Here is a 21,116-nt window from a genome sequence, read left to right on the forward strand (position 1 = left end):
AAAATATAGTTTTTAATCAAAACGGAGGTGGTCATTTTGCTCCGGAATTAGGTGGTCATTTTGAACTGGAATCAGGTGCTCACTTTAAAACGGAATGGGGTGATCAATATAACCGGAATTTGCAGCAAAGGAGAATTTCAATCAGACTAACCTCACTGTAGTGACAGCTGACAATAGGCTGTATGTATTTGTTCTGAACTATGATGAATCCTGTCCTGATTTAAATATTAAAGCGGATAATACAGCTGTTGTAAGTGGGAATATTTTGTTTTCAATGGAGAACGATAATCAAAAGAAAATTGAGCACTATGCCAGCCTTGCTTTGTCTAAAAAGAAAAAATTAGAAGGACTAAAACGTTCAAGATTTGAAATGAAACTGAATGTTACCGGAATATTTATTCATCAGGACGTTTTGTACTTCAGATTTGTGCTGGGTAATAATTCAAAAATTAATTATGAGATAGACCAGCTGAGGTTTTTTATAAGAGACCGCAAGAAATCAAAGCGCACCGCATCTCAGGAAATAGAGGTAATACCTCTGTATTCAACTTCTGCCTCTTCTGTAATTCCGGACAAATCTGAAGTGAATATAGTTTATGCCGTATCCAAGTTTACGATCCCCGAAAAGAAATACCTCACTATACAGCTTATTGAAAAAAATGGCGGGAGGCATATAGAAATAGATATTAAGAATAACGATCTAATAAATCTCGATGTTCTAAACAGCTTATAAATGAGTAATAACTAAAAAAAATAATTGTCATGAATCAGAAAAATTTAGAATTCTTGAAAGATCAGCTGAAATATACCGGATTTGGAGAAACGTTCGACCAGGACTTGAAGGAGAAAATGCTTAAAGGAGAAACAGAATTTAAGCTTATGAAGGAAGGTGTCTATGGAACAGATTCCATGACTGCAGTGCTGAATTTTAAAAAATCAGATCAAAGCGATTTGTATTTTTTTAATTCCTATCATGTAAACCTTAAAAAAGAAGATTCCAAACAAGGATTGGAACAGACTTTTTATATTAATAACAACAGCAGTAATATTACCCTTAAAGAAGCTTATAATTTAATGGAAGGACGCTCGGTAAATAAAGATCTGAAAACCAAAGAGGGTGAAGTTTATAACGCGTGGTTGAAAATGAATTTCAAAGAAAGCGACGGCAATTCAAACTTCAAATTGGATCAATACCACCAAAATTACGGTTACGATCTGGAAGCAAGTCTTGAGAAACATTCAATTAAAGAACTCAATACTCCAAAGTACAAAGAAGATCTTTTAAACTCGCTAAAAAAAGGAAATCTGCAGTCTGTAACTTTTGTTGTAGCGAGCGTGGAAAGCAAGATGTACGTAGAGGCAAACCCGCAATTTAAAACTTTAAATGTCTACGACGGTGATAAACAGCGAATTAATCATCGCGAAAGCAAGGAGGAAAAAAAGACTGAGTCAAAGCAGAAAGATCACAGCCAGAATAATAACGATGATGAGCCCTCTCAGAAGGAAAAGAACAGTAACTCCCGTTCAAAAAAAGCGGGCAGATCGGTTTAAGGCTCTGCAGTAATAAGGATAGGCTATGTCTTCTGAAAACAATAGAGTAGAAAACGAGATAAAATTGTGGATGTCAAAGGAAGAAAAATTAAAATTTTTATTTCAAAACAGCCCACCGATAGAACGCTCTTTTGGCATAGAGAAACTGAAATTTTTTAAGATGCTGCTTTTTAAATATAAAAAGACGAAAGCAGTAGACGAAAAAATAACTTTGAGATTTCTTAAGCATGAATATAATAAATTAAGACATCAGGTCTATCCTAATATCATTGACCGGCTTTTAAATGAAGCGATTAGTGCTGTTGTTTTTGAAAGGATAGATAAACGTGATTATGTTAGAGATCTGGAATTAAACAAGAAGACTTTAGAGGAACAGCTTATAAAAAGCGGTTTTCATGAGGCTTATAGCAAAGTATTGGAGCATATGCAGGAACAGCAGTTAAATTTTTCTGTTCCCGTTTCTTATCACATCTCAGAAAATGAAAGACTTGAACATTCACTGCAATTTGTAAAAGATGCACAGGGGGCTTACCAGTTTGATGGATTCAGATCTAGTCTAGATACTGATTCGTCGCCATCTAGCCGCAGTACGCACTACTTTAAGAATGAAAAATCTGAGAGTTTTAACGCTGCAGAGGCATACGAAATGCTTGCGGGAAGAGCAGTTCTTAAGAGCGGAACCTGGAAACAGTTTAACTTCTACGATAGAGACCTTAATGACAATTATCGGATGCATGAATTTCCGGAAGCGTATGGATATAACGTCAGCAATGTTTTAAGAGCAATTCCTATTAAAAATGATGAACATGAGACATTCGAATCCTTGGCCGATTCTTTGAAAAAGGGCAGGAGGGAAGAAGCAGTGCTTCTGATTCAAGGGAGAGAAATGAAAGTTTTTTTGGAAGCAAATCCACGCTTTAAGACCTTGACTTTTTATAACGACAGGATGCAGAAAGTTAGTTTGACAGAAATTAAAAACGGCTGTAAAATTAGTCCGCTGCGAAAACCGCAGCAGAATATTGAGACTCAGAGCGCAAAAAAGTCGCATCACATGTGATGTTAATATATCTTATATAGTTATGGAAAATCTTAAACTTTTATCGGGATTTTTTCAGGCAATTGACAATGACTTCAGAATAAGCACAACTCACATTGCAATTTTTGCCGCACTGCTTCAATTTCGGGCAAACAGAGATTTTATAAACCCAATACAAGCATACAGCATAGAAATTCAAAAGATTGCTAAAATAATGTCACCTAAGACATATCATAAGTGCATGCGTGAATTGCATGAATATGGATACCTTTTTTATGTTCCAACGAAAAATAAAAATAAAAGGAGCAGCATTTATTTCATTTAGAATCATAAATAAAGATGTTATGGAAGAAATTGTTACAAAGGAAGATCTAAGGCAGTTTGGTCTTCTATTACTGGATAAAATACAAACTATATTTAAAGAAAAGAATTCTCAGCAAAACGAATCGTCAGATCCAGAGTGGTTAAAAAGTAAAGCCGTCAGAAAACTGCTTGATATTTCAGCAGGTTCAGTTCAGAATCTTAGAACAAGCCAAAAAGTCCGTTTCAAAAAAGTGCTTGGCTCGTACTACTACAATAAAGAAGATCTGCTAAAACTTTTCAATGATGAGTCAAACTAATAATAAAGGAGAAGAACAAATCATAGGTCACTTATCCATTTATATGGATGATCCCAAACTCAACGTTTGGCATTTGGCTCTTTTAGCAGCAATTCTAAGTTTAGGATTCAGGCAAGGGGAGAGGCATAGGATTAAAGTCAGCCGAAGTAAACTTATGGAGCTGTCGCATGTGAATACGTTACCGACTTATCATAAGTATTTTAAACAGCTTCAGGATTTAGGATACATTAAGTACACCCCATCTTATCATCCAGGATATAAAAGCGAAGTTAAGTTGTGTAAAAAGAGACTATCTCAAAATATTTGAGATAGCCTCTTTTAAGTTTAAAGATATTTTAAAATTATTTATCACTAAGAAATGTTGTATTTCTTTTTGATTGCCTGAATTTCCTTTTCGAGCCTGCTGAGAACCACCAAATCAGGCTTAGACATTTTGGACCCAGTTTTATTGAGTTTTTTATTGAGAATAGACATTTCACGTCCGATTGTGGCCTGCTCAGTTATAGCATATGCCTCAGTCTGTTTTACCGATGCATGACCCAGCAGTTCTTTAACTACATTAATAGGGACGTTGTTGTTTAATGTCACAGTGCTTCCAAAAGTACGCCGTGCCATATGCGTGTTTAATGTAAAAGGAAAGCCGCACAAGACTGCCACCTCTTTTAGATACTCATTCATTTTCTGGTTGGATGAAACAGGAAGCACGGTTCCACGCTGGATACACAGCGGGTGCTCTTTATATTTTTCAACTATTTTCAGTGCTTGGGGAAGAAGAGGGACATTAAATGATGAGTTTGTTTTCTGCCTTTCGGACATAATCCATAGATTTCCATCAATGCCTTCTTTGATATCAGTTTTCTTTAATTGATATGCGTCTATGTAAGCCAGGCCAGTGTAGCATTGGAAGACAAATACATCCCTTACGACATTGAGCCTGTCAGTTGTGAAATAATGACTTTCAAGTTCGTACAATTCCTGTGCGGTGAGTGGTTTTTTTACCAGTTTTGTTTTACGTCCCTTAAAGTTCTTAAATGGGTCCTTGGTGATTAACTCCTTATCAATGGCGCGGATTACAATCTTTTTGAAATTTGCAATATACTTTAGGGTGGTGTTGTTGCTGCAGTCGCGTACAGTTCTAAGGTAAAACTCGAAGTCCTTTACAAACTCGAGATTCAAATCCGCAAATTCAAGATCGTGCTTTTTAAGCTTGAATTTTATAAAAGCAGTCAAATGGTTTTTAGTAATGGTAAACCGGTCAAGGGTGCCTTTTGCATAGCCTTTTCCAAGAAGCGCCTCCATTTCATCATTATGCTTTTGAAATTCTTCGAGCACCTTAATCTTTGGCGCTGTCCTTCCCAGAACCTCGTCCATAATTTTCTCAGCGGTTATGGTTTTGCCGCTGTACATCATTTCGGTTTTGATTTCATTGATTTTTAAAGTCAGCGAATCCAAAAAGAAGTTCAGCGACTTTGCATCTTCCTTTGAGCCGACCGCTCTTTCGAACCTTTGATCCCATCGTGTATTATCCCATTTTCTTTTAGTTGAGCTTTCCTTACGGATACCGTCAACAGTTATTCTGAAATATACGATCCATTCTTTACTTTCTATTTTGGGTCTTTTTAAAAAGAATCCCAAACCAAAACTGCTTTCCAACATAATCCTACTTTTTAAATTAATAAATGTAGAATAATATTACTGCCAAATCAAGTCGTTAATCTCGTTAACCCCTATGGTATAAGGGATTTTTACTGTTTCTGGTGCACTTTTCAGCGCGCCGGAAAGTGCACCGATTCTGCACCTTTAATTTTGTGAGGATTTATAAATATTGAAAACAGGCCTAAAATAAAAAAAACCTGCAAATCGTTGAATTTGCAGGTCTTCAGACATTTTTTGTGGCTTTTTGAAAAGATTGAAAACTTTAAGTTTTCCGCCTTTTAGGCCTTTCCGTGGGGAGAGCAGGATTCGAACCTGCGAAGTTCACACAGCAGATTTACAGTCTGCCCTCGTTGGCCGCTTGAGTATCTCCCCGAAGCTTGTATTGTTGCGCTTTGTTGTTCTAAGCGGTTGCAAATATAGGAACGTTTTCGATGTTTACAAACAAAAAAGGAACTTAATTTTAAGTTATCTTAAAGTTATTTTTTAATTCGTTGGAATTGAATAAAATAAAAAACACCTTTTTTAGATGTTTTTAGGAATTGTTTTTAAAAGTAGGATTATTCTTTTGATTTTATTGTGGTTTTTTAGTCCTGTTTTTAGAACTATTAAGTGTTTAGCAGGCGTTTTTCCTGAGGTATCGAGGAAAACGATACGAAACAAATCTATCAGGTATTCTTTAGTAATTGCTCGCTGTTAAGGAAAATAAGCTTGTTCCTGTTTTTAGGTTGAGTTTCTTTATCAACATTGTTATTTCCGGATTTAAGCGCTAAAAAATGTGAATTTTAGTTGAGATGCCAAAAAAAGGAGTTGTTGCAGCAAATGCGGGTGATTTCCCTTTATAGGTTTCGCTTAATCTCTTTTCTTCAATATTTGTCTTTGTGAATGAAGGTTTGATTTTTAGCAGTGGAGTAAAAACAAAAAAATCTCCACTAGGGAGATTTTTTTGTTTATGCAGAGTAGAGCTATTATTTGGCTAAAAGCTCTACTATTTTTGCTTTTAATTCAGGACCTCTTAAGTCCTGAGCAACTACTTTTCCTGACGCGTCAAGGATAAAAGTTGCCGGAATAGATTCTACTCCGTATTGTTTTGCAATTGGTTCATCCCAAAATTTCAGATTCGAAACTTGTGTCCAGACTAATCCATCTTTTGCGATAGCTTCTTTCCAGGCAGCAGCTTCTTTGTCTAAAGAGACTCCAATAATATTTAAACCTTTCGCGTGTAATTCTTTATAAATCGCTACAACATTAGGGTTTTCTTTTCTGCACGGTCCGCACCATGATGCCCAGAAATCAACGATAGTTACTTTGCCTAAGCTTTCTTTAAGCGAAACTACTTTTCCTTCCGGATTGGGAGCTGAAAAATCTGCTCTTCATTTAGGGCTTCCAACAGGAGCTGCTGATGCACCAACTGCAGGATTTTTCATTTGTCCTAATTTTGTTTTGATTTCTTTACCTGGAGCAGAGTTTTTTAAAGACTCGTCTAAAGAGTTGTATAAACCTTCTGCTTTTTTAACATCAGTGCTTGGATCGTTAATCATACTTTGAATGATTAATGCAGAGATAAAAGCTTTTGGGTGAGTTTCAGCGTAAGCTAAATATTTCTTTTTAGAATTTTCCTGAACTTCTGTTTGAAGTGTCATGTATTGTTTCATCAAGCCATTGATCGTTGCTGTATCTTGTGCTTGTTGAGCTTGTCGCATTTTTTGAGTGTTTTTCTTTTGGAAGTCAACTAAACTTTTTTGAGTTTTAGTCATGTCCTCATTGAATTTTACGTACTCGTCATTGTTGTAAGTTCCAGAAATTTTAGATTTGTGGATACTGTCTTTGTCAACTGCAATAGTGATTTCTCCAGTTTCTAAGATGAAAGGAATAGGACCGTTAGCTCCCTGAACAATTAAAGTATGGAAAGCTGGTTCAGTTACTTTTCCTTTTATTTCAAATTTTCCGTTTTCAACTTTTACTGTGTCTAGAGATACAGCCATTTTTGTTGTTGGGTCCTGACCCTGAAGAATGATGGTTTTTCCGTTTTCGATACCTGTTGCAGTTCCTGTGATTAGGTATTCTCCGTCTTTAACTTTGCTGCATGAAATAATCGCTACAGAAGCGGTTAGTAAAAAAAGTATTTTTTTCATTATAAAAAATTAATTAGTTAATTGATTTGTGCAACAAAAGTATCTAAAATTATAAAACTTAAAGAATTTTGGAACCTAAAATTTTGTTATAGTTTTTTTGAGTTTAATTCGCATAGAATCAGCTTGTTTACTGGCCTGATTTGATTTAAAACTCTTAATTATATTGTTATTATGAAAATAAATAACGCTTTTTTTAATTTTTATGCATAAAAAAAGCACTCTTGTGAGAGAGTGCTTTTGTAAATATTTTGGTATAAATCTATTCCTGATTTGTTTTCTTTCTCCATGTGAAAGAATTCAAAATGTGTCTTTTTGCAAATCTTCCAGGAGAATCAGCATTTACCATTTTAACGTAAGTTGCTTTTGGAACACTGATGTATTCGTAAACACTTCCGTTAGAGAAATCGATAATCAAACGACCTTCAACAAATTTATAATCAGTAATTGAACAAGTCGAAATTGTTTCAGTGTATTCTGGTAAATTAAGTTTAATCGTTTCAGGATTAATACTTACCAAGAAGTGATAAGCCTCAATAATAGCTTTACTTTTTTCTTCTGCCGCTTTTAAACCAGCATCATCACCTTGAAATTTATCAGGATGAGATTCTTTCATCGCATTACGATAGATTGTTTTTAAATCTTTTAATTCAGCAGTTTTGTCTACATTTAGTAACTTGCGGTATTCAACTATTTTTTTCATAAATAAAAGGTAACTTCTTGTCTATTAGTTTGAAATGAGTGTTTTTTACTTCAAAACGACAAATTTTTTGCAAAGGTACACTTTTTTTTAACTTTTTAGATTTGATCGAAAAAATAATCAAAAAAATAAAAGGTTAGCGGTTAAGTATTAACGGATAAATGAAACGGGAAGACCGAAAATAGATTCATTTTACGGTAAATGATATAAAAAAACGCAAGGTTAACCAAGCTAAAAGCTTTGCAAACTTTGCGTTTTATAAAATAGTAACGTGAGTGAGTGTGTTTTCCTTCTTTTGATGGAAGTTTCTCTTATTTGTTTTCAGGTTTGTTATTGGCTTTATCAAAGTTCTTAGACTTCTTAGGGTACTTATCATAACTGATATCGCTCGGATTTTCGATAATAGATTTAATCGTAATCCAATCGCCAATGTTGAAGTTCGAATGTGCTATTTTATAATCTAAAAGGTACTCACCACAAAAATAGTTGTTGTTTTCATCTTTTTCTATGATGCCCGTATAAACTCCTTTTTGCAACATTTTTTCGTGTGAATCTTTAGACATGACTTTTTTATTTTAAAATTGAAGGTACAAAGTTAATCAATTTATGTTTGTTTTAGGGAGTTCGTGACAATCTCAGTATATTTGCACATGCAAAAAAACTTCAAGCCACATCCTAATTCGTTCAAAAATACCTTTTGTGTTTTTCACGAAGTACTTTCAAATGAAATTGAAGGTCTAAAGAAACAGTTTGAAAGCAAAGCCGGGAGTACCTATTATTATACAGAAGCCGGGATGTACAGAGTGTCAAATCACTGGGGTCGATTGGCCAACAGCAAATGGCGTTTGCTTGCTATGGAGCCGGAAACGCCTTCAAAAACAAAAATAGGTTTTGCTGCCTGGAGCGAATTTTACCCTGATAATGCCGAAGAAAAGCTTTATTATATTGAAGCCGATTTTGAGCAGAACAAAGTAACGTACCAGCATAAGAAAAACCCAAAATACGATGGAAAACCTGTTTTAAGAACCAGTTTTGAAACCACCAAGCGCATCAAACAGATTCGGAATCTGCAACAACTCACTTCATGGGCGAAACATTTTGATTATGAAGACATAGACGAGTTGAGGAAACAAATCATCAACGAGCTGATTTATACCGAGAAAACTTTAGAAGAAATTAAAAGAGAAATATAATGGGACGCAACAACGAAAGGAACATCAAAAAGCACAACGACAAATTGCACAAAGCCCAAAACAAAGTAAAACAGGCTGAAATTGCACGTAAAGAAAAGCTAAAAGAAATTATTAAAAAGTTTAACGAGAGTAAAGAGGAGTAAAAAAGGTTTCAGGTTTCAAGTTTTTATAGGAACCTGAAACCTGAAACCTGAAACTTGAAACTTGAAACCTGAAACTTGAAACTTGAAACCTGAAACAAAAAAATAGAACAACAGACATGAGTAAATTCGAAGATTTAAAAATAAGTGTACAGGAAATCATAGATTTAATTGCTGCAAAAAATAACAGAGAAGCTAACAACAAATTACTGGAAGTAAATGAAGTTTTAGATGAAATGCTGGACCATGCCGAAGAAGATGAAGACCTGAGAGAAATCAGCAGGTATCAGGTGCTCTTGAATCAGCTGCATGTAAAAATTAATGGAGAAGAGCAGGTTGATGGAGAGTAAAAACTGCTTTTGCGACACCGGATTAAGATTTGAAGACTGTTGTGGTTTGTATCTGGAAAACAACCAGAAAGCCCCGACAGCTTTAGCATTAATGCGTTCGCGCTACTCTGCCTATGCTACGCATAATGCGGATTATCTTTTAGAAACTACCGCTGTTTCAGAAAGAAAGTATTATTCAAAAGCAGAGATTTTAAAATGGGCTACCAGCAACAGCTGGCAAAAACTGGAAATTTTAAGCCATTCCGAAAATACGGTTGAGTTTAAAGCTTATTTTCTGGATGCAGATCATAAACCTCAGATACATTATGAATTTTCGACCTTTAAATTCGAAAATAATGCTTGGTATTATCTGGATGGAAAGTTTGAATAATTACTAAGCTTCTCGCTAAATTTAGCTGATTTTATTCAAAATTTTTAACTAAAAATTAATAACTGTTTCTTTTTTCATAATTCTAAAATAGCGTAATTTTAGAATTATGAAAAATGAAATTAAAAAGGGTTTTTATTTTAAGACGTATGAAGCCCCGTTTCAGTCTCCTTTTGAAAAGCTTTTTGGTATTTTCAAAGAGCTGATCACCCATACTTCGGGTGATTTTGACGAAGCTATCAACTGGCTTCGGGAGTTAGACAAAGAATACAAGCTAACGGACGAAAACTACACGATCGATGATTTTATCGAAGATTTAAAAAAGAAAGGTTATATAAAAGACGAAGTGAAACCTGATGGAACCGGAGGTTTTGGAATTACCGCCAAAACAGAACGCGCCATCAGACAACAAGCTTTGGATCAGATTTTTGGCAATTTGAAACGGTCCGGAAACGGAAATCATAAAACAAAACATGCCGGAAATGGTGACGAACATACAGGAGAATTTCGGGAGTTTAGTTTTGGGGATGGTTTAGAACGAATTTCGTTAACCGAAAGTCTGCGAAATGCTCAGATTAATAATGGTGTTGAAAGTTTCATGCTAACCGAGAATGATTTGGTTGTAGAAGAAACACAATACAAAGCCCAAATGAGCACTGTTTTGATGATCGATATCAGTCACAGCATGATTTTGTATGGGGAAGACCGGATTACACCGGCAAAAAAAGTAGCCATGGCTTTGGCTGAACTAATCACAACACGTTATCCTAAAGACACACTTGATATTTTGGTTTTTGGAAATGATGCCTGGACCATTCCGATTAAAGATCTGCCTTATTTGCAAGTTGGCCCTTATCATACCAATACGGTTGCCGGACTTCAATTGGCTATGGATATTTTACGCAGAAAACGAAATACCAACAAACAGATTTTTATGATTACCGATGGAAAGCCAAGCTGCGTGCGCGAGCGCGACGGTTCGTATTATATGAATAGTAACGGACTCGACGAATACATCGTTGATAAATGTTACACACAGGCACAACAAGCCCGAAAACTGCACATTCCGATTACCACCTTTATGATTGCAAACGATCCGTATTTGCAACGTTTTGTTAATCATTTTACCGAAGCCAATCAGGGAAAAGCATTTTACACCGGATTAAAAGGTTTGGGAGAGATGATTTTTGAAGATTACGAAACGAATAGGAAGAAGAGAGTGAGGTAGTTGTTTAGTCTCAGTCTCAGTCACTGTTGTCCTGCTGAGCGAAGCCTAAGAATGAGTCGCAGTGACAAATGTCCTGCTGAGTGAAGTCGAAGCGGGAGAGAAACAAAAGGCCATTAAAAGTTTAAAAAAGAGAAGCAAATTAGAAATTTTTCAATCAGTAAAAATGGAAATAAAAAATACAAACACATTAGGTCAGTTAAAAGCCGCAGGATATAAAAGTATTAGCATCAAAGATGAATTGCGAAATAACCTTAGGGAGAAAATCAAATCGGGGAAGCCTGTTTTTGAAGGCGTTCACGGTTTTGAAAATACGGTGATTCCGGAACTGGAACGCGCTATTTTATCCCGCCACAACATCAATTTATTAGGACTTCGCGGTCAGGCCAAAACACGTCTGGCGCGTAAGCTGGTTGAATTGCTCGATGAGTACATTCCGTTTGTTACAGGTTCTGAAATTAACGATGATCCGTTAAACCCAATTTCACGTTTTGCAAAAGATTTAATTGCCGAAAAAGGCGATGATACTCCGATTTCATGGTTGCACAGAAACGAGCGTTTTTTCGAAAAATTAGCCACACCAGATGTTACGGTAGCCGATTTAATTGGTGACGTTGACCCTATAAAAGCAGCCAATTTAAAGCTGTCTTATGCAGACGATCGCGTGATACATTTCGGAATGATTCCAAGAGCAAACCGCTGCATTTTTGTGATTAACGAATTGCCGGACTTACAGGCCAGAATTCAGGTAGCGCTTTTTAATATTTTGCAGGAAGGTGACATTCAGATTAGGGGTTTTAAATTGAGAATGCCACTGGACATGCAGTTTATTTTTACGGCAAATCCCGAAGATTATACCAACAGGGGAAGTATAGTTACCCCTTTAAAAGACAGAATTGGTTCGCAGATCCTGACGCATTATCCTGAAACTATTGCCATTGCAAGAGCTATTACAGAGCAGGAAGCAAAATTGGATGAAACACAGCACAGATCGGTTTACGTACCAGGTCTGGCCAAAGATATTTTAGAGCAGATTAGTTTTGAAGCGAGGGAAAGCGAATACATCGACAATAAAAGTGGTGTAAGCGCGAGAATGAGTATTACTGCTTTCGAAAATTTAATGAGTACCGCCGAGCGTCGTGCCTTGAAGGCGGGGCTGGAAAAAACAACTTTGCGTTTGTCTGACTTTGTCGGGATCATTCCTGCAATAACCGGAAAAGTAGAATTGGTTTATGAAGGAGAGCAGGAGGGAGCTGCTGTGGTGGCACAAAACTTAATTGGTTTGTCCATCAGAACTTTATTTCCAACACTTCTGCCTAAAATTGAAAAGCTGGAGAAACCTGGAGAAAAAACACCTTATTCAGATGTAATCGAGTGGTTTTTTGCCGAAAGCGGCTTCGAATTGTTAGACGATGCTTCAGACGCGGAGTATCAGAGCATTTTAGATGAAGTCACACCCTTAGATACTTTAATAAAGAAATACCAGCCTCAATTGGATAAAAAGGATCTGTATTTCATGAAAGAATTTATTCTGTGGGGATTGGTCGAATACCGAAAACTGAGCAAAGACCGTTTTGCAAAAGGACATCAGTTTAAAGATATGTACGGAAGCTATATCAGTAAACTGTAGTTTATAATCTATTTTTATTATTAAACCCGACAGGTTTTTAAAACCTGTCGGGTTTGTTGTTTAAGAAAAAAACGATATTTTTTTGATAATTAAAACCTGTCGGGTTTATTATTTTGTAAAAAGCCCATTACCAGTTTTATTTCGGCTACCTTGCTCCGTTGACTGTATTTGCAGTTTCCCAAAATAAAAATGGAAGATAGTTTTGAAGATTTGATTGCGAGTTATATAGAAAACAAAGTTGGAATATCGGAGCATTTTTTAAGTCCTGAACTGGCCAATCATTTAAAGCAAAATCTGATAGATTTAAATCGTAAAAGCTTATTGCAGGCTGCAGGAATCGGAAACTCAGAAAAACTGTCTTACGATGGTGCTATACGCAGCGACTCTATTTACTGGCTGGATAAAAAGCACAACAATGTTTTTGAAAATGAGTTTTTCGATAAAATAGATGCTTTCATATTGTATTTGAATAGAAGTTGTTATACCGGAATTACGGGCTATGAATTTCATTATTCGTTATACGAAACCGGAGATTTTTATTTGAAGCATTTGGATCAGTTTAAAAACAATCCCGGCCGAAAATACTCGATGATCAGCTATCTGAACAGCAATTGGCAGGAAAGTGATGGTGGAGAATTAATGATTCATCAGGAAAATAACAATCAAAAAATTGCACCTACTCAGGGAAAAACTGTTTTCTTTAAAAGTAATGAATTGGTGCATGAAGTTCTGGTTACTCAAAACACCAGAATGAGTATTACAGGCTGGTTAAAAAGCGACTAAAATTTGAATCATTAAACCCGACAGGTTAAAAAAAACTTGTCGGGTTTAAAGTTTTTTGAAATTATATTGATATATCAATTATATTTGTATCAAATAAAAAAAACATGAAACTTGAAAATCCAACCGGAACAGCGCTGTACTCCTTAGAGAAAGCAATAAAAGAATATCGAAGACTGGCGCAAAAAAACATTACAAAGGTTGTAAAAGATATTACGGTAGATCAATGCCTGGTTTTAATTATACTAAACGATAATCCGGACATTTCCCAAAACGAACTGGCAAATCTGGTATTTAAAGACAGTGCTTCAATTACGAGAATGATCGAATTGATGGTCAAAAAAGAATACATCACCCGCACCATTCATCTCGAGGATCGAAGAAAATTTAATCTGGAGATCACTAAAAAAGGGATCAAAACACTTCAGGAAATACAACCGGTTATTGAGACCAACCGGCAAACTGCACTTCAGGGGCTGTCTATAGAAGAAATAGCATTACTGGATAAAACACTCCATAAAATCATCATTAATTGTAAAAATAAGTAGCATGAAATCAAGATTAACATTAATCGTATTGTTGGTATTTACTTTCGGATATTCACAAAAAGAACTTGGCAGAGCGCTAGAACAATACATGGACGCACAATCTGCTGTTAATGGTTTTAGCGGTACGGTATTGGTTTCTAAAAACGATTCTATACTGTTGAAAAAAGCATATGGTTTTGCAAATTATGAATGGAAAGTAAAAAATGAAACAGATTCAAAGTTTAGTTTGGCATCAGTTTCAAAACAATTTACCGCTGTTGCGATCTTGCAATTGGCAGAGCATAAAAAACTGTCACTAGACGATCAATTGAGTAAATACTTTGCTGATTTCCCTAAAGGAGATAAGATTACTTTGAAGATGATGTTATCCCACAATGCGGGTTTTCAAATGGATTTTGACGAATTGTATCTGATCAAAACAGATCTCAATAAAGATTCCATTTATACGTATCTGGCAAAAAAGCCTTTGCTGTTTGAACCAGGAACCAGTACAGCCTACAGTAACATTGGATATCACTTATTAGCACGCATTGTTGAGAAAGTATCCGGACAATCTTATGCCGAGTATTTAAAGCAAAATTTATTTGATAAAGCTAAAATGTACAATTCCGGAGTTTCGACTAATGATGCCGTTGTCGATAAAATGACTCAACTGTATTATTTTAAGGACAATAAATTGACTAAAAACCCCTACATCAACTGGAATTTTAATCTTGGTCATGACGGTATATATTCAACGGTTGACGATTTAAATTTGTGGAATAAAGCGCTTTTCGATGGTGAGACTTTGCTGTCGGAAGAATCTAAGAAAAAGATGTTTACATCGTATAATGCGCAAAATTTTGGTTTTGGTTTAATGATCAATCCGGTTTACAATCAGGGACATTCGTTAATTGCGCACGATGGAGGTTTTTATGGGGCAATGACCTCTTTTAATAAATTTACTGACGATAAAGTTTTTATTACTGTTTTATCCAACAATCAGTCAAAATCGTATTATATCTCTTATGGTCTGGCCGGAATATGTTTTGGGAAAGAGACCGAGCTTCCGTACAAACACATTCAGGTAGCTGCAGATGCTAAGGTTTACGATCAGTATATAGGCGAATATGAAAATATCAAAATTGTAAAAAAAGAAAACAAGCTGTATTATGCGGGTTATACCATTGAACTGCTGCCGCAATCACCAACAAAATTCTTTCGCTCAGACAATAACGATATAACATTGGAATTTATTAAAAACGGTAAAGGAAAAATTATACAAGTAGAAATCAGAAAGGCAGGAATAAAAGAAATAAAAAATAGAACAAAAGGAGTTTAAGCGTTATTTTTGCATTCAAAATATAATCCTATGTTGTTTCTTGTTCTCAGTATATTGTGCAGTGTGATTGTTGGTGTAATTTTTAAAATTACCCGAAAATACCATACACAACCCACTCAAATTATAGCGTTTAATTATGTTGTGGCCTTAACACTGTGTTATTTTAGCTTTAGTCCAAATCTGAGTGAAGTTGACGCAGCAGCACCCTGGAGTATTTACATCGCTATTGGAGTTTTGTTACCGGTTGTTTTTTTGTTTCTGGTGGCCTCCATCAAAAATATGGGAATTGTAAAAACTGACGCTGCCCAACGATTATCACTATTCATACCAATTGTGGCGGCCTGGCTGATCTTTAGGGAAGAATTTAATTCTTATAAAGTCATTGGGCTGATCATTGGATTTTTGGCCCTTTTGCTCATCTTGAAAAAGCAATCGGAAAACACCGAAAATAAATGGATATTCCCTGCTGTTGTATTAGTAGGTTTCGGGATCATTGATATCCTTTTTAAGCAAATTGCACTTTATACCACTTTGCCGTATCCAACGTCTTTATTTGTTGTTTTTTGTATCGCTTTTGGGGTTGCATGTTTAATTTCGATCTATGAAATTGGCGTTAAAAAAGTAAAGCTGGAGTCTAAAAACATTCTTTTTGGTGCTCTGGTCGGAATCTTTAATTTCGGAAACATATTGTTCTATTTAAAAGCACATAAGGCTTTCGCCGAAAATCCATCAACCGTTTTTGCAGGAATGAACATGGGGGTTATCATTTTAGGAAGTCTTGTCGGCTTGCTTTTTTTTAAAGAAAAACTATCTAAAATTAACTTTATCGGAATCTTTCTGGCGCTAATAGCGATTGTTTTTATTGTTTTTTCGCAATTCAAATAAATTTTTTATGGCGCTAAATCGTTAGTTTACAGCTGTTTTTGCGGTTGTATGTTACTATTTAAAAATAAACTCTACTAATTCTATAGAATTTATAAAATATTTTTATAGATTTGCAATAACAATGAGAAACTATAGTCAATATATCATCACATTTTTATGCAGCTTCACGATGTGCCGCATGCAGGACTATGCGATGAAATGGCGTTAATAGAAAAGTACTTGTTATTATTTTTTTTTTTAGCCTTTCATGCACCATGAAAGGCTTTTTTTAGAACGGTCAAAAAATTAAAGAAATGAGGTCTAATAGAAATACCAACATTATGATGCGATGCTGTCTCAGGAAAATCCCTTGCTAGTGCAGGAGTTTACCAATAGTAAAAACACTTTTTAAAACATAAAGTTCAAAATTAAATCCCCAATTAAAAGATATATAGTTATGAGTGCAGAATTAATAAAACAGAATCCCTTTCAATCGATGATTGATCGTTTTAACGTTGCGGCTGATATTCTTAAATTAGATGAAGCGATCAGGCAAAAACTTCAGCGTCCGGAAAAACAAATTGTCGTTAACTTTTCGATTACACTAGACAATGGTTCCGAAAAAAACTTTGAAGGCTATCGCGTTATTCACAATACGGCTTTAGGGCCTTCAAAAGGTGGAATTCGATACGATACCGCAGTAAATCTCGATGAGGTAAAGGCACTCGCAGCCTGGATGACCTGGAAATCAGCTGTAACAGGCATTCCGTTTGGAGGAGCAAAAGGCGGAATTATTTGCGATCCCAGAACGCTTTCTAAAGGTGAGTTGGAAAAAATTACAAGAGCGTACACCAAAGCCCTGTCGGATATTTTTGGACCTGAAAAGGATGTTCCGGCACCGGACATGGGAACGGGACCCGACGAAATGGGCTGGTTAATGGATGAATTTTCTATTGTTCATGGTAAAACAATTCACGCCGTAGTGACCGGAAAACATTTGCATTCCGGAGGTTCATTGGGTAGAGTAGAAGCAACAGGAAGAGGAGTTAGTATTATAACTTTACTGGCACTCGAAAAATTAAAATTAAGACCTGCGAGATCTAGTGTAGCCATTCAGGGTTTCGGAAATGTGGGATTGCATTCGGCTTTGTTTTTGTTTGAAAAAGGACTAAAAGTTGTAGCGGTTAGTGATGTTTCTGAAGCATTTTACAATCCTGAAGGACTTAATATTCCGGAATTGATTTTGTATTACAACCTGAACAATAAGAGTATTAAAGGATATCCGAATTCCGTTGCCATTAAACACGAAGATTTGTTGTTGTTAGATGTTGATGTACTGATTCCTGCCGCCAAAGAAGATGTAATCACACAAAAGAATGCTCACGACATTCGGGCTAAAATTATTGTGGAGGGTGCCAACGGACCGGTTTCTTCGGATGCCGATAAAATACTGCACGACAATAATGTTTTGGTAGTTCCGGACATTCTGGCCAATGCAGGCGGTGTTACGGTTTCATATTTTGAATGGCTTCAGAATTCGCTTTTAGAGTCCTGGAGAATTCACCAGATCAATACGCGTTTAGAAGATATATTGGAAAAAGGATTTGAAACGGTTTTTAGAATCGCTTCCAAACACAATGTTACGCCGCGTATTGCAGCCTATATTATTGCGTTGCAAAAAGTGGCCGACACACAATCCGTAAAAGAAGTGGCACTGGATACTCCAAAATTTAAGCAGAATTAAAAATTAGATTTTAGTCCATAAAGATTGTTTTCATTGATTAATAGTATTTTCAAAAGAGAAGGTATTAATTGATGAAAATATCTTTGTTTAAGAGGAGTAGTAAGCTGTTGAATAATCTTGTTCGACAGGTTGAAGTGTTTTTTTAAGTTTTTTATGAATTAATAAAGTAATTTTTAGAATGGAACATATTAATTTTCTAGCCTTCGCGATGCCAGCTTTTTTTCTTTTCCTCTTTTTAGAGTACAAGCTTGCACAGCGCCGAAAGAGACCGGAAATTTTTAATTATGAAAGTTCAGTTTCAAATATCAGCATTGGTATTGCAGAGCGTTTAATCAATTTGTTTATCGCAGCCAGTTTTTACCAATTGTATTATTTGATTTATGATAACTATCGAATTTTTGACATTCCAAGCAATGCTTTTGTTTGGATTACCTTAATTCTTGCGACTGATTTTGTCTGGTATTGGTACCATCGATTGGGGCACGAAGTCAATTTTTTCTGGGCCGCACATATCGTGCATCATCATAGCGAAGAGTTTAATTTTACGGCAGCAGCCAGAATTACAACCTTTCAGGCGGTAATCAGAACTGGGTTTTGGTGTGTACTGCCGCTGCTTGGTTTTCATCCGTCAATGGTCATTACCATGCTGATCGTGCACGGAGCTTATTCTTTTTTTACGCATACACAGCTTATAGGCAGAATAAAATGGCTGGAGTATATTTTTGTAACACCCTCTGTTCATGGCATACACCATGCTTCTGACGAGAAGTATCTGGATAAAAATTATGGTGATATGTTTACCTTTTGGGATCGTTTGTTTGGAACTTTTCAGGAAGAAGAAGAAAAACCAAAGTACGGTTTAACACATCCGCTCAAGAGCTATAGCTTTTTGTGGCAGCATTTTCACTATTATTTTGAAATCTATGAATTGTGGAAACGCTCTACAGGATTTAAAGCAAAATGGAAGGCGGTATTTGGCAGTCCCGCGCATATGGATCAGGACATTCGGCCAACCCTGGAGAAACGTTTTTTACAGGACAAAGCAAACCCGCATCAAAGACTTCGGTTTAAGAACTATCTTTATATACAGCTTGGAATCTGTACTTTATTTCTAACCGTTTTTACGTATTATTTTGACTGGCTGTACCTGCCGGATAAAGTTTTTGTGCTTTTAATTATTCTGGTAACCCTGGTATATTGTGGTGCACTATTGGAACAAAGAAGATGGATTTACTATCTGGAATACCTGAGAATATTTATGGTAACGACCTACTTTTTATATCAGGAAAACTTACTGTCCTTTTTCTTTATTCCGCTGGCCATTATGATTTTTGCCGAACAATTATTCTCGTTAAGCACCCATTATCAAAACGTTGTTCTTCAATTGGAACGATCAGAATAATAAAGTTTTCGTCAGAGGAATTTACGGAAAGACGCTTTTTCTAAAAAAAAACAGAGCCTTTAACCTGAGTTAGAGGCTCTGTTTTTTTATGCGCCAGCGTAGAAAAATTTCATTTTTAAATCGGATTGGCTATATTTGAGAGTAAATTCTCAAATACAATATGGATAAAAAATTAAAGCAATTTTTCGTAAAGTCACTTGTAGTGCTGTTGTTGATTCATTTAGGCTATTTTTTATATGGCTTTTTTAAGTTTGAAGGTCTTGCCGCTATCAACCCCTACTTTGAATTTTACAGATTCAAATTTTATGATGATGTTTCCATTTCCCATTTTTTTATCAGCGGTTTATTTTTATTTTTCTTCCTGATTTTTTTAGTTAAAAAACATTCCCGAAAGGACTATGCTTTTGGCAACTTGTTTAAAATCGGCCTGTTATTGCTGCTGATTTGTTTTTTGAGTTTCTCCTTTTTTATCAGTTACAGTTTTGGACTGAATGCCAAATTACGAATTGAACTGTCAGAGCATAAATTAAATGAAGACAAAACGCTACTGAATGTTTTGAATCCGTTTTTATACAATTATACCTCGTACAGTTCGGAGAAATTGTTTAATCCGGTTCATATTTTATATCCAAAACCATATCCGGTGGTGGAGGAAGTGGATAGTGTTTTGATCTCAAATGGGTATTACAATACAGAAAGCAGATATTATAGTATCGACACTTTAAAAGTACTGACCAAAGATTTTGATAAAGCTTCGACGGTGACCAGTAGCGTTCTGGATCAATTAGGTTTTGATAAAAAAGAACTTAGCGGAAGAATTATAACCAAAAAGACCATTAACGACAGTACCGAAATTATCTTTAAAGGCCAGGAAGTACGCCCTCAGTACGATGATAGCATTTGTATTTTTCTCGAAAATAAGTCGCTTTTTAAACCTGTAGCAGGAGTTACACCTGAAAAACAACAGTTGGAAGCTGCTGTGCAACGATATAAATTGTTGTACAAATACGGGAAAGATTCGCTACAGTTGAATTTTCAAAAATTAGATACACTTCTGAAAAAGTATAAAATCGAAAGTAATATCGTTCCGAAGCAGCTTGCGGCAGATGCTTTTTACTTTAGAGACCATAAGGATGAGGTACTGAATACGATTCGAAACAATTTTGACCGAAAAGCATTAACGGAGAAATTTTCAACTCTTGAGAGGCTGTTTTACGAACCCAATTATCTGCATCCGTCAATTATAGCGCTCTTTTTTGGTGTGATTGCAATGGTTTGGGTGATTCTTTTTCTAATTTATATTTTATTCAATAAGAAAAGAAAGAGCTGAGTGGTAATGGGGGCTTAAGCCAGGTGAATGAGAGACCAATTGCTTTTTTATACCCTGTTGTAATCGGCTCTCCAGTGTACGATGGCTTTTTTTATAGCGTCTCCGCTGAGGTTGTTTTTAAGGGCATCCTGAAGAAGAGGCAGAATTTCGTTATCGGGAGCAAATCTTAAAGCAAAAATCTGATCGTCGGTTAGTTTGTATTCAAATTCTTCGAGCCTTTTTCCGGTCAGTGTAAAATAGCGATAGCGAAGTTCCAATCGTACAATTCGGTTTTGAAGCGTCAGGGCATAATGCTGGCGCAGCATATACGCAAGGCAGAATAAAAACACAAAACAAACACTGATAAAGCACCAAATAAGAGTGTTTTCGGTAGTGAAAGCAAAGTAAATACTGCTTCCTAAAAATAAGACTAAAACCGGATAATAAACAAAATGATGTGGAGTATAAAACCGGATATGATTGTAATAGGTTTGAATTTTCATAATGATATCGTTTTGGTTTTGAATGATATAACAAAGCTACCCTAAAAT

General features: G+C 35.7%; 22 protein-coding genes, 1 tRNA gene and 1 pseudogene. 17 read left to right on the forward strand and 7 right to left on the reverse strand.

The annotated features are described in order from the left end of the window. The first annotated feature begins 160 nt into the window (after positions 1 to 160). The 4 genes from traN to ACN1CN_RS18720 all read left to right on the forward strand — a co-directional run bounded on the left by traN (position 161) and on the right by ACN1CN_RS18720 (position 3,207). Entirely contained in the window at positions 161 to 733 is a 573-nt protein-coding gene (traN, locus tag ACN1CN_RS18705; RefSeq protein ID WP_419136716.1) for a conjugative transposon protein TraN, read from the forward strand. Positions 734 to 762: 29 nt separating this feature from the next. Beyond that, positions 763 to 1,551 (forward strand): hypothetical protein, encoded by a 789-nt coding sequence (locus ACN1CN_RS18710; protein ID WP_419136717.1) that lies wholly within the window; start codon positions 763 to 765, stop codon positions 1,549 to 1,551. A 70-nt stretch (positions 1,552 to 1,621) separates the two neighbouring features. Continuing rightward, positions 1,622 to 2,608: a hypothetical protein gene (locus ACN1CN_RS18715; protein WP_419136718.1), complete on the forward strand. Its 987-nt coding sequence runs from the start codon at positions 1,622 to 1,624 to the stop codon at positions 2,606 to 2,608. Between the two features lie 239 nt (positions 2,609 to 2,847). Then, a complete protein-coding gene (locus tag ACN1CN_RS18720; RefSeq protein WP_419136719.1) occupies positions 2,848 to 3,207 on the forward strand; it encodes a helix-turn-helix domain-containing protein in 360 nt (119 codons plus the stop codon). Between the two features lie 351 nt (positions 3,208 to 3,558). Here ACN1CN_RS18720 and ACN1CN_RS18725 read toward each other — a convergent pair whose 3' ends face one another. From ACN1CN_RS18725 to ACN1CN_RS18750, 6 genes and pseudogenes are all read right to left on the reverse strand, one after another. Then, positions 3,559 to 4,863 carry a site-specific integrase gene (locus ACN1CN_RS18725; RefSeq protein ID WP_419136720.1) on the reverse strand — a complete coding sequence of 435 codons (1,305 nt, stop codon included), beginning with the start codon at positions 4,861 to 4,863 and terminating at the stop codon, positions 3,559 to 3,561. A gap of 291 nt (positions 4,864 to 5,154) precedes the next feature. After that, positions 5,155 to 5,235: transfer RNA gene (locus ACN1CN_RS18730), tRNA-Tyr, on the reverse strand. Between the two features lie 593 nt (positions 5,236 to 5,828). After that, positions 5,829 to 6,215 (reverse strand): annotated as a pseudogene (locus ACN1CN_RS18735) (peroxiredoxin family protein); the annotation flags it as partial. A gap of 18 nt (positions 6,216 to 6,233) precedes the next feature. Next, positions 6,234 to 6,995, reverse strand: a complete 762-nt coding sequence (locus ACN1CN_RS18740; protein ID WP_419136721.1) for a DUF4369 domain-containing protein — start codon at positions 6,993 to 6,995, stop codon at positions 6,234 to 6,236. Positions 6,996 to 7,254: 259 nt separating this feature from the next. Beyond that, positions 7,255 to 7,695 (reverse strand): KTSC domain-containing protein, encoded by a 441-nt coding sequence (locus tag ACN1CN_RS18745; protein ID WP_017495548.1) that lies wholly within the window; start codon positions 7,693 to 7,695, stop codon positions 7,255 to 7,257. Between the two features lie 308 nt (positions 7,696 to 8,003). Continuing rightward, the gene (locus ACN1CN_RS18750) at positions 8,004 to 8,255 is read right to left on the reverse strand and encodes a hypothetical protein (RefSeq protein ID WP_173967415.1); all 252 of its coding nucleotides are present in this window, start codon (positions 8,253 to 8,255) and stop codon (positions 8,004 to 8,006) included. Positions 8,256 to 8,342: 87 nt separating this feature from the next. On the opposite strand from ACN1CN_RS18750, the gene ACN1CN_RS18755 reads away from it, so the two are divergent. The 13 genes from ACN1CN_RS18755 (at position 8,343) to ACN1CN_RS18815 (ending at position 20,586) form a co-directional block, all read left to right on the forward strand. Then, positions 8,343 to 8,885 (forward strand): hypothetical protein, encoded by a 543-nt coding sequence (locus ACN1CN_RS18755; RefSeq protein WP_419136722.1) that lies wholly within the window; start codon positions 8,343 to 8,345, stop codon positions 8,883 to 8,885. Beyond that, the gene (locus ACN1CN_RS18760; RefSeq protein ID WP_173967417.1) at positions 8,885 to 9,028 is read left to right on the forward strand and encodes a hypothetical protein; all 144 of its coding nucleotides are present in this window, start codon (positions 8,885 to 8,887) and stop codon (positions 9,026 to 9,028) included. The genes ACN1CN_RS18755 and ACN1CN_RS18760 overlap by 1 nt, the downstream gene beginning before the upstream one ends. A gap of 116 nt (positions 9,029 to 9,144) precedes the next feature. Further along, a complete protein-coding gene (locus ACN1CN_RS18765) occupies positions 9,145 to 9,375 on the forward strand; it encodes a hypothetical protein (RefSeq protein WP_173967418.1) in 231 nt (76 codons plus the stop codon). Next, complete coding sequence (locus ACN1CN_RS18770; protein WP_419136724.1) at positions 9,347 to 9,745, forward strand: YchJ family protein; 399 nt, start codon at positions 9,347 to 9,349, stop codon at positions 9,743 to 9,745. Before ACN1CN_RS18765 ends, ACN1CN_RS18770 begins: the two co-directional genes overlap by 29 nt. Positions 9,746 to 9,851: 106 nt before the next feature. Further along, entirely contained in the window at positions 9,852 to 10,970 is a 1,119-nt protein-coding gene (locus ACN1CN_RS18775; protein WP_419136725.1) for a vWA domain-containing protein, read from the forward strand. A gap of 163 nt (positions 10,971 to 11,133) precedes the next feature. Further along, positions 11,134 to 12,597: an AAA family ATPase gene (locus ACN1CN_RS18780; protein WP_419136727.1), complete on the forward strand. Its 1,464-nt coding sequence runs from the start codon at positions 11,134 to 11,136 to the stop codon at positions 12,595 to 12,597. 189 nt (positions 12,598 to 12,786) lie between these two features. After that, positions 12,787 to 13,380 carry a 2OG-Fe(II) oxygenase gene (locus tag ACN1CN_RS18785; protein WP_419136729.1) on the forward strand — a complete coding sequence of 198 codons (594 nt, stop codon included), beginning with the start codon at positions 12,787 to 12,789 and terminating at the stop codon, positions 13,378 to 13,380. Between the two features lie 104 nt (positions 13,381 to 13,484). Beyond that, complete coding sequence (locus ACN1CN_RS18790) at positions 13,485 to 13,925, forward strand: MarR family winged helix-turn-helix transcriptional regulator (RefSeq protein WP_419136731.1); 441 nt, start codon at positions 13,485 to 13,487, stop codon at positions 13,923 to 13,925. A 1-nt stretch (position 13,926) separates the two neighbouring features. Beyond that, positions 13,927 to 15,246, forward strand: coding sequence for a serine hydrolase domain-containing protein (locus ACN1CN_RS18795; RefSeq protein WP_419136733.1), 1,320 nt, complete (start codon positions 13,927 to 13,929; stop codon positions 15,244 to 15,246). 30 nt (positions 15,247 to 15,276) lie between these two features. After that, on the forward strand, positions 15,277 to 16,131 hold the full coding sequence (locus ACN1CN_RS18800) for an EamA family transporter (RefSeq protein WP_419136734.1): 855 nt from the start codon (positions 15,277 to 15,279) through the stop codon (positions 16,129 to 16,131). A 436-nt stretch (positions 16,132 to 16,567) separates the two neighbouring features. Continuing rightward, on the forward strand, positions 16,568 to 17,854 hold the full coding sequence (locus ACN1CN_RS18805; protein WP_264524380.1) for a Glu/Leu/Phe/Val family dehydrogenase: 1,287 nt from the start codon (positions 16,568 to 16,570) through the stop codon (positions 17,852 to 17,854). A gap of 178 nt (positions 17,855 to 18,032) precedes the next feature. After that, positions 18,033 to 19,256, forward strand: coding sequence for a sterol desaturase family protein (locus tag ACN1CN_RS18810; RefSeq protein WP_419136736.1), 1,224 nt, complete (start codon positions 18,033 to 18,035; stop codon positions 19,254 to 19,256). 160 nt (positions 19,257 to 19,416) lie between these two features. Then, positions 19,417 to 20,586, forward strand: coding sequence for a hypothetical protein (locus ACN1CN_RS18815; RefSeq protein ID WP_419136738.1), 1,170 nt, complete (start codon positions 19,417 to 19,419; stop codon positions 20,584 to 20,586). A 47-nt stretch (positions 20,587 to 20,633) separates the two neighbouring features. Here the strand turns inward: ACN1CN_RS18815 and ACN1CN_RS18820 are convergent, their stop codons facing one another. Next, on the reverse strand, positions 20,634 to 21,068 hold the full coding sequence (locus ACN1CN_RS18820) for a DUF6526 family protein (protein ID WP_264524377.1): 435 nt from the start codon (positions 21,066 to 21,068) through the stop codon (positions 20,634 to 20,636). Positions 21,069 to 21,116 lie beyond the last annotated feature (48 nt).

Source organism: Flavobacterium sp. T12S277, from assembly GCF_048514875.1.
Lineage (GTDB): Bacteria > Bacteroidota > Bacteroidia > Flavobacteriales > Flavobacteriaceae > Flavobacterium.

Coding starts and splice junctions, on each gene's coding strand:
- ACN1CN_RS18785 (WP_419136729.1), top strand. CDS start 12,787: ATGGAAGATAGTTTTGAAGATTTGATTGCGAGTTATATAGAAAACAAA.
- ACN1CN_RS18775 (WP_419136725.1), top strand. CDS start 9,852: ATGAAAAATGAAATTAAAAAGGGTTTTTATTTTAAGACGTATGAAGCC.
- ACN1CN_RS18810 (WP_419136736.1), top strand. CDS start 18,033: ATGGAACATATTAATTTTCTAGCCTTCGCGATGCCAGCTTTTTTTCTT.
- ACN1CN_RS18720 (WP_419136719.1), top strand. CDS start 2,848: ATGGATACCTTTTTTATGTTCCAACGAAAAATAAAAATAAAAGGAGCA.
- ACN1CN_RS18820 (WP_264524377.1), bottom strand. CDS start 21,068: ATGAAAATTCAAACCTATTACAATCATATCCGGTTTTATACTCCACAT.
- ACN1CN_RS18755 (WP_419136722.1), top strand. CDS start 8,343: ATGCAAAAAAACTTCAAGCCACATCCTAATTCGTTCAAAAATACCTTT.
- ACN1CN_RS18815 (WP_419136738.1), top strand. CDS start 19,417: ATGGATAAAAAATTAAAGCAATTTTTCGTAAAGTCACTTGTAGTGCTG.
- ACN1CN_RS18765 (WP_173967418.1), top strand. CDS start 9,145: ATGAGTAAATTCGAAGATTTAAAAATAAGTGTACAGGAAATCATAGAT.
- ACN1CN_RS18805 (WP_264524380.1), top strand. CDS start 16,568: ATGAGTGCAGAATTAATAAAACAGAATCCCTTTCAATCGATGATTGAT.
- ACN1CN_RS18800 (WP_419136734.1), top strand. CDS start 15,277: ATGTTGTTTCTTGTTCTCAGTATATTGTGCAGTGTGATTGTTGGTGTA.
- ACN1CN_RS18715 (WP_419136718.1), top strand. CDS start 1,622: ATGTCAAAGGAAGAAAAATTAAAATTTTTATTTCAAAACAGCCCACCG.
- ACN1CN_RS18780 (WP_419136727.1), top strand. CDS start 11,134: ATGGAAATAAAAAATACAAACACATTAGGTCAGTTAAAAGCCGCAGGA.
- ACN1CN_RS18770 (WP_419136724.1), top strand. CDS start 9,347: ATGGAGAAGAGCAGGTTGATGGAGAGTAAAAACTGCTTTTGCGACACC.
- ACN1CN_RS18710 (WP_419136717.1), top strand. CDS start 763: ATGAATCAGAAAAATTTAGAATTCTTGAAAGATCAGCTGAAATATACC.
- ACN1CN_RS18750 (WP_173967415.1), bottom strand. CDS start 8,255: ATGTCTAAAGATTCACACGAAAAAATGTTGCAAAAAGGAGTTTATACG.
- ACN1CN_RS18795 (WP_419136733.1), top strand. CDS start 13,927: ATGAAATCAAGATTAACATTAATCGTATTGTTGGTATTTACTTTCGGA.
- ACN1CN_RS18725 (WP_419136720.1), bottom strand. CDS start 4,863: ATGTTGGAAAGCAGTTTTGGTTTGGGATTCTTTTTAAAAAGACCCAAA.
- ACN1CN_RS18760 (WP_173967417.1), top strand. CDS start 8,885: ATGGGACGCAACAACGAAAGGAACATCAAAAAGCACAACGACAAATTG.
- ACN1CN_RS18740 (WP_419136721.1), bottom strand. CDS start 6,995: ATGAAAAAAATACTTTTTTTACTAACCGCTTCTGTAGCGATTATTTCA.
- ACN1CN_RS18790 (WP_419136731.1), top strand. CDS start 13,485: ATGAAACTTGAAAATCCAACCGGAACAGCGCTGTACTCCTTAGAGAAA.
- ACN1CN_RS18745 (WP_017495548.1), bottom strand. CDS start 7,695: ATGAAAAAAATAGTTGAATACCGCAAGTTACTAAATGTAGACAAAACT.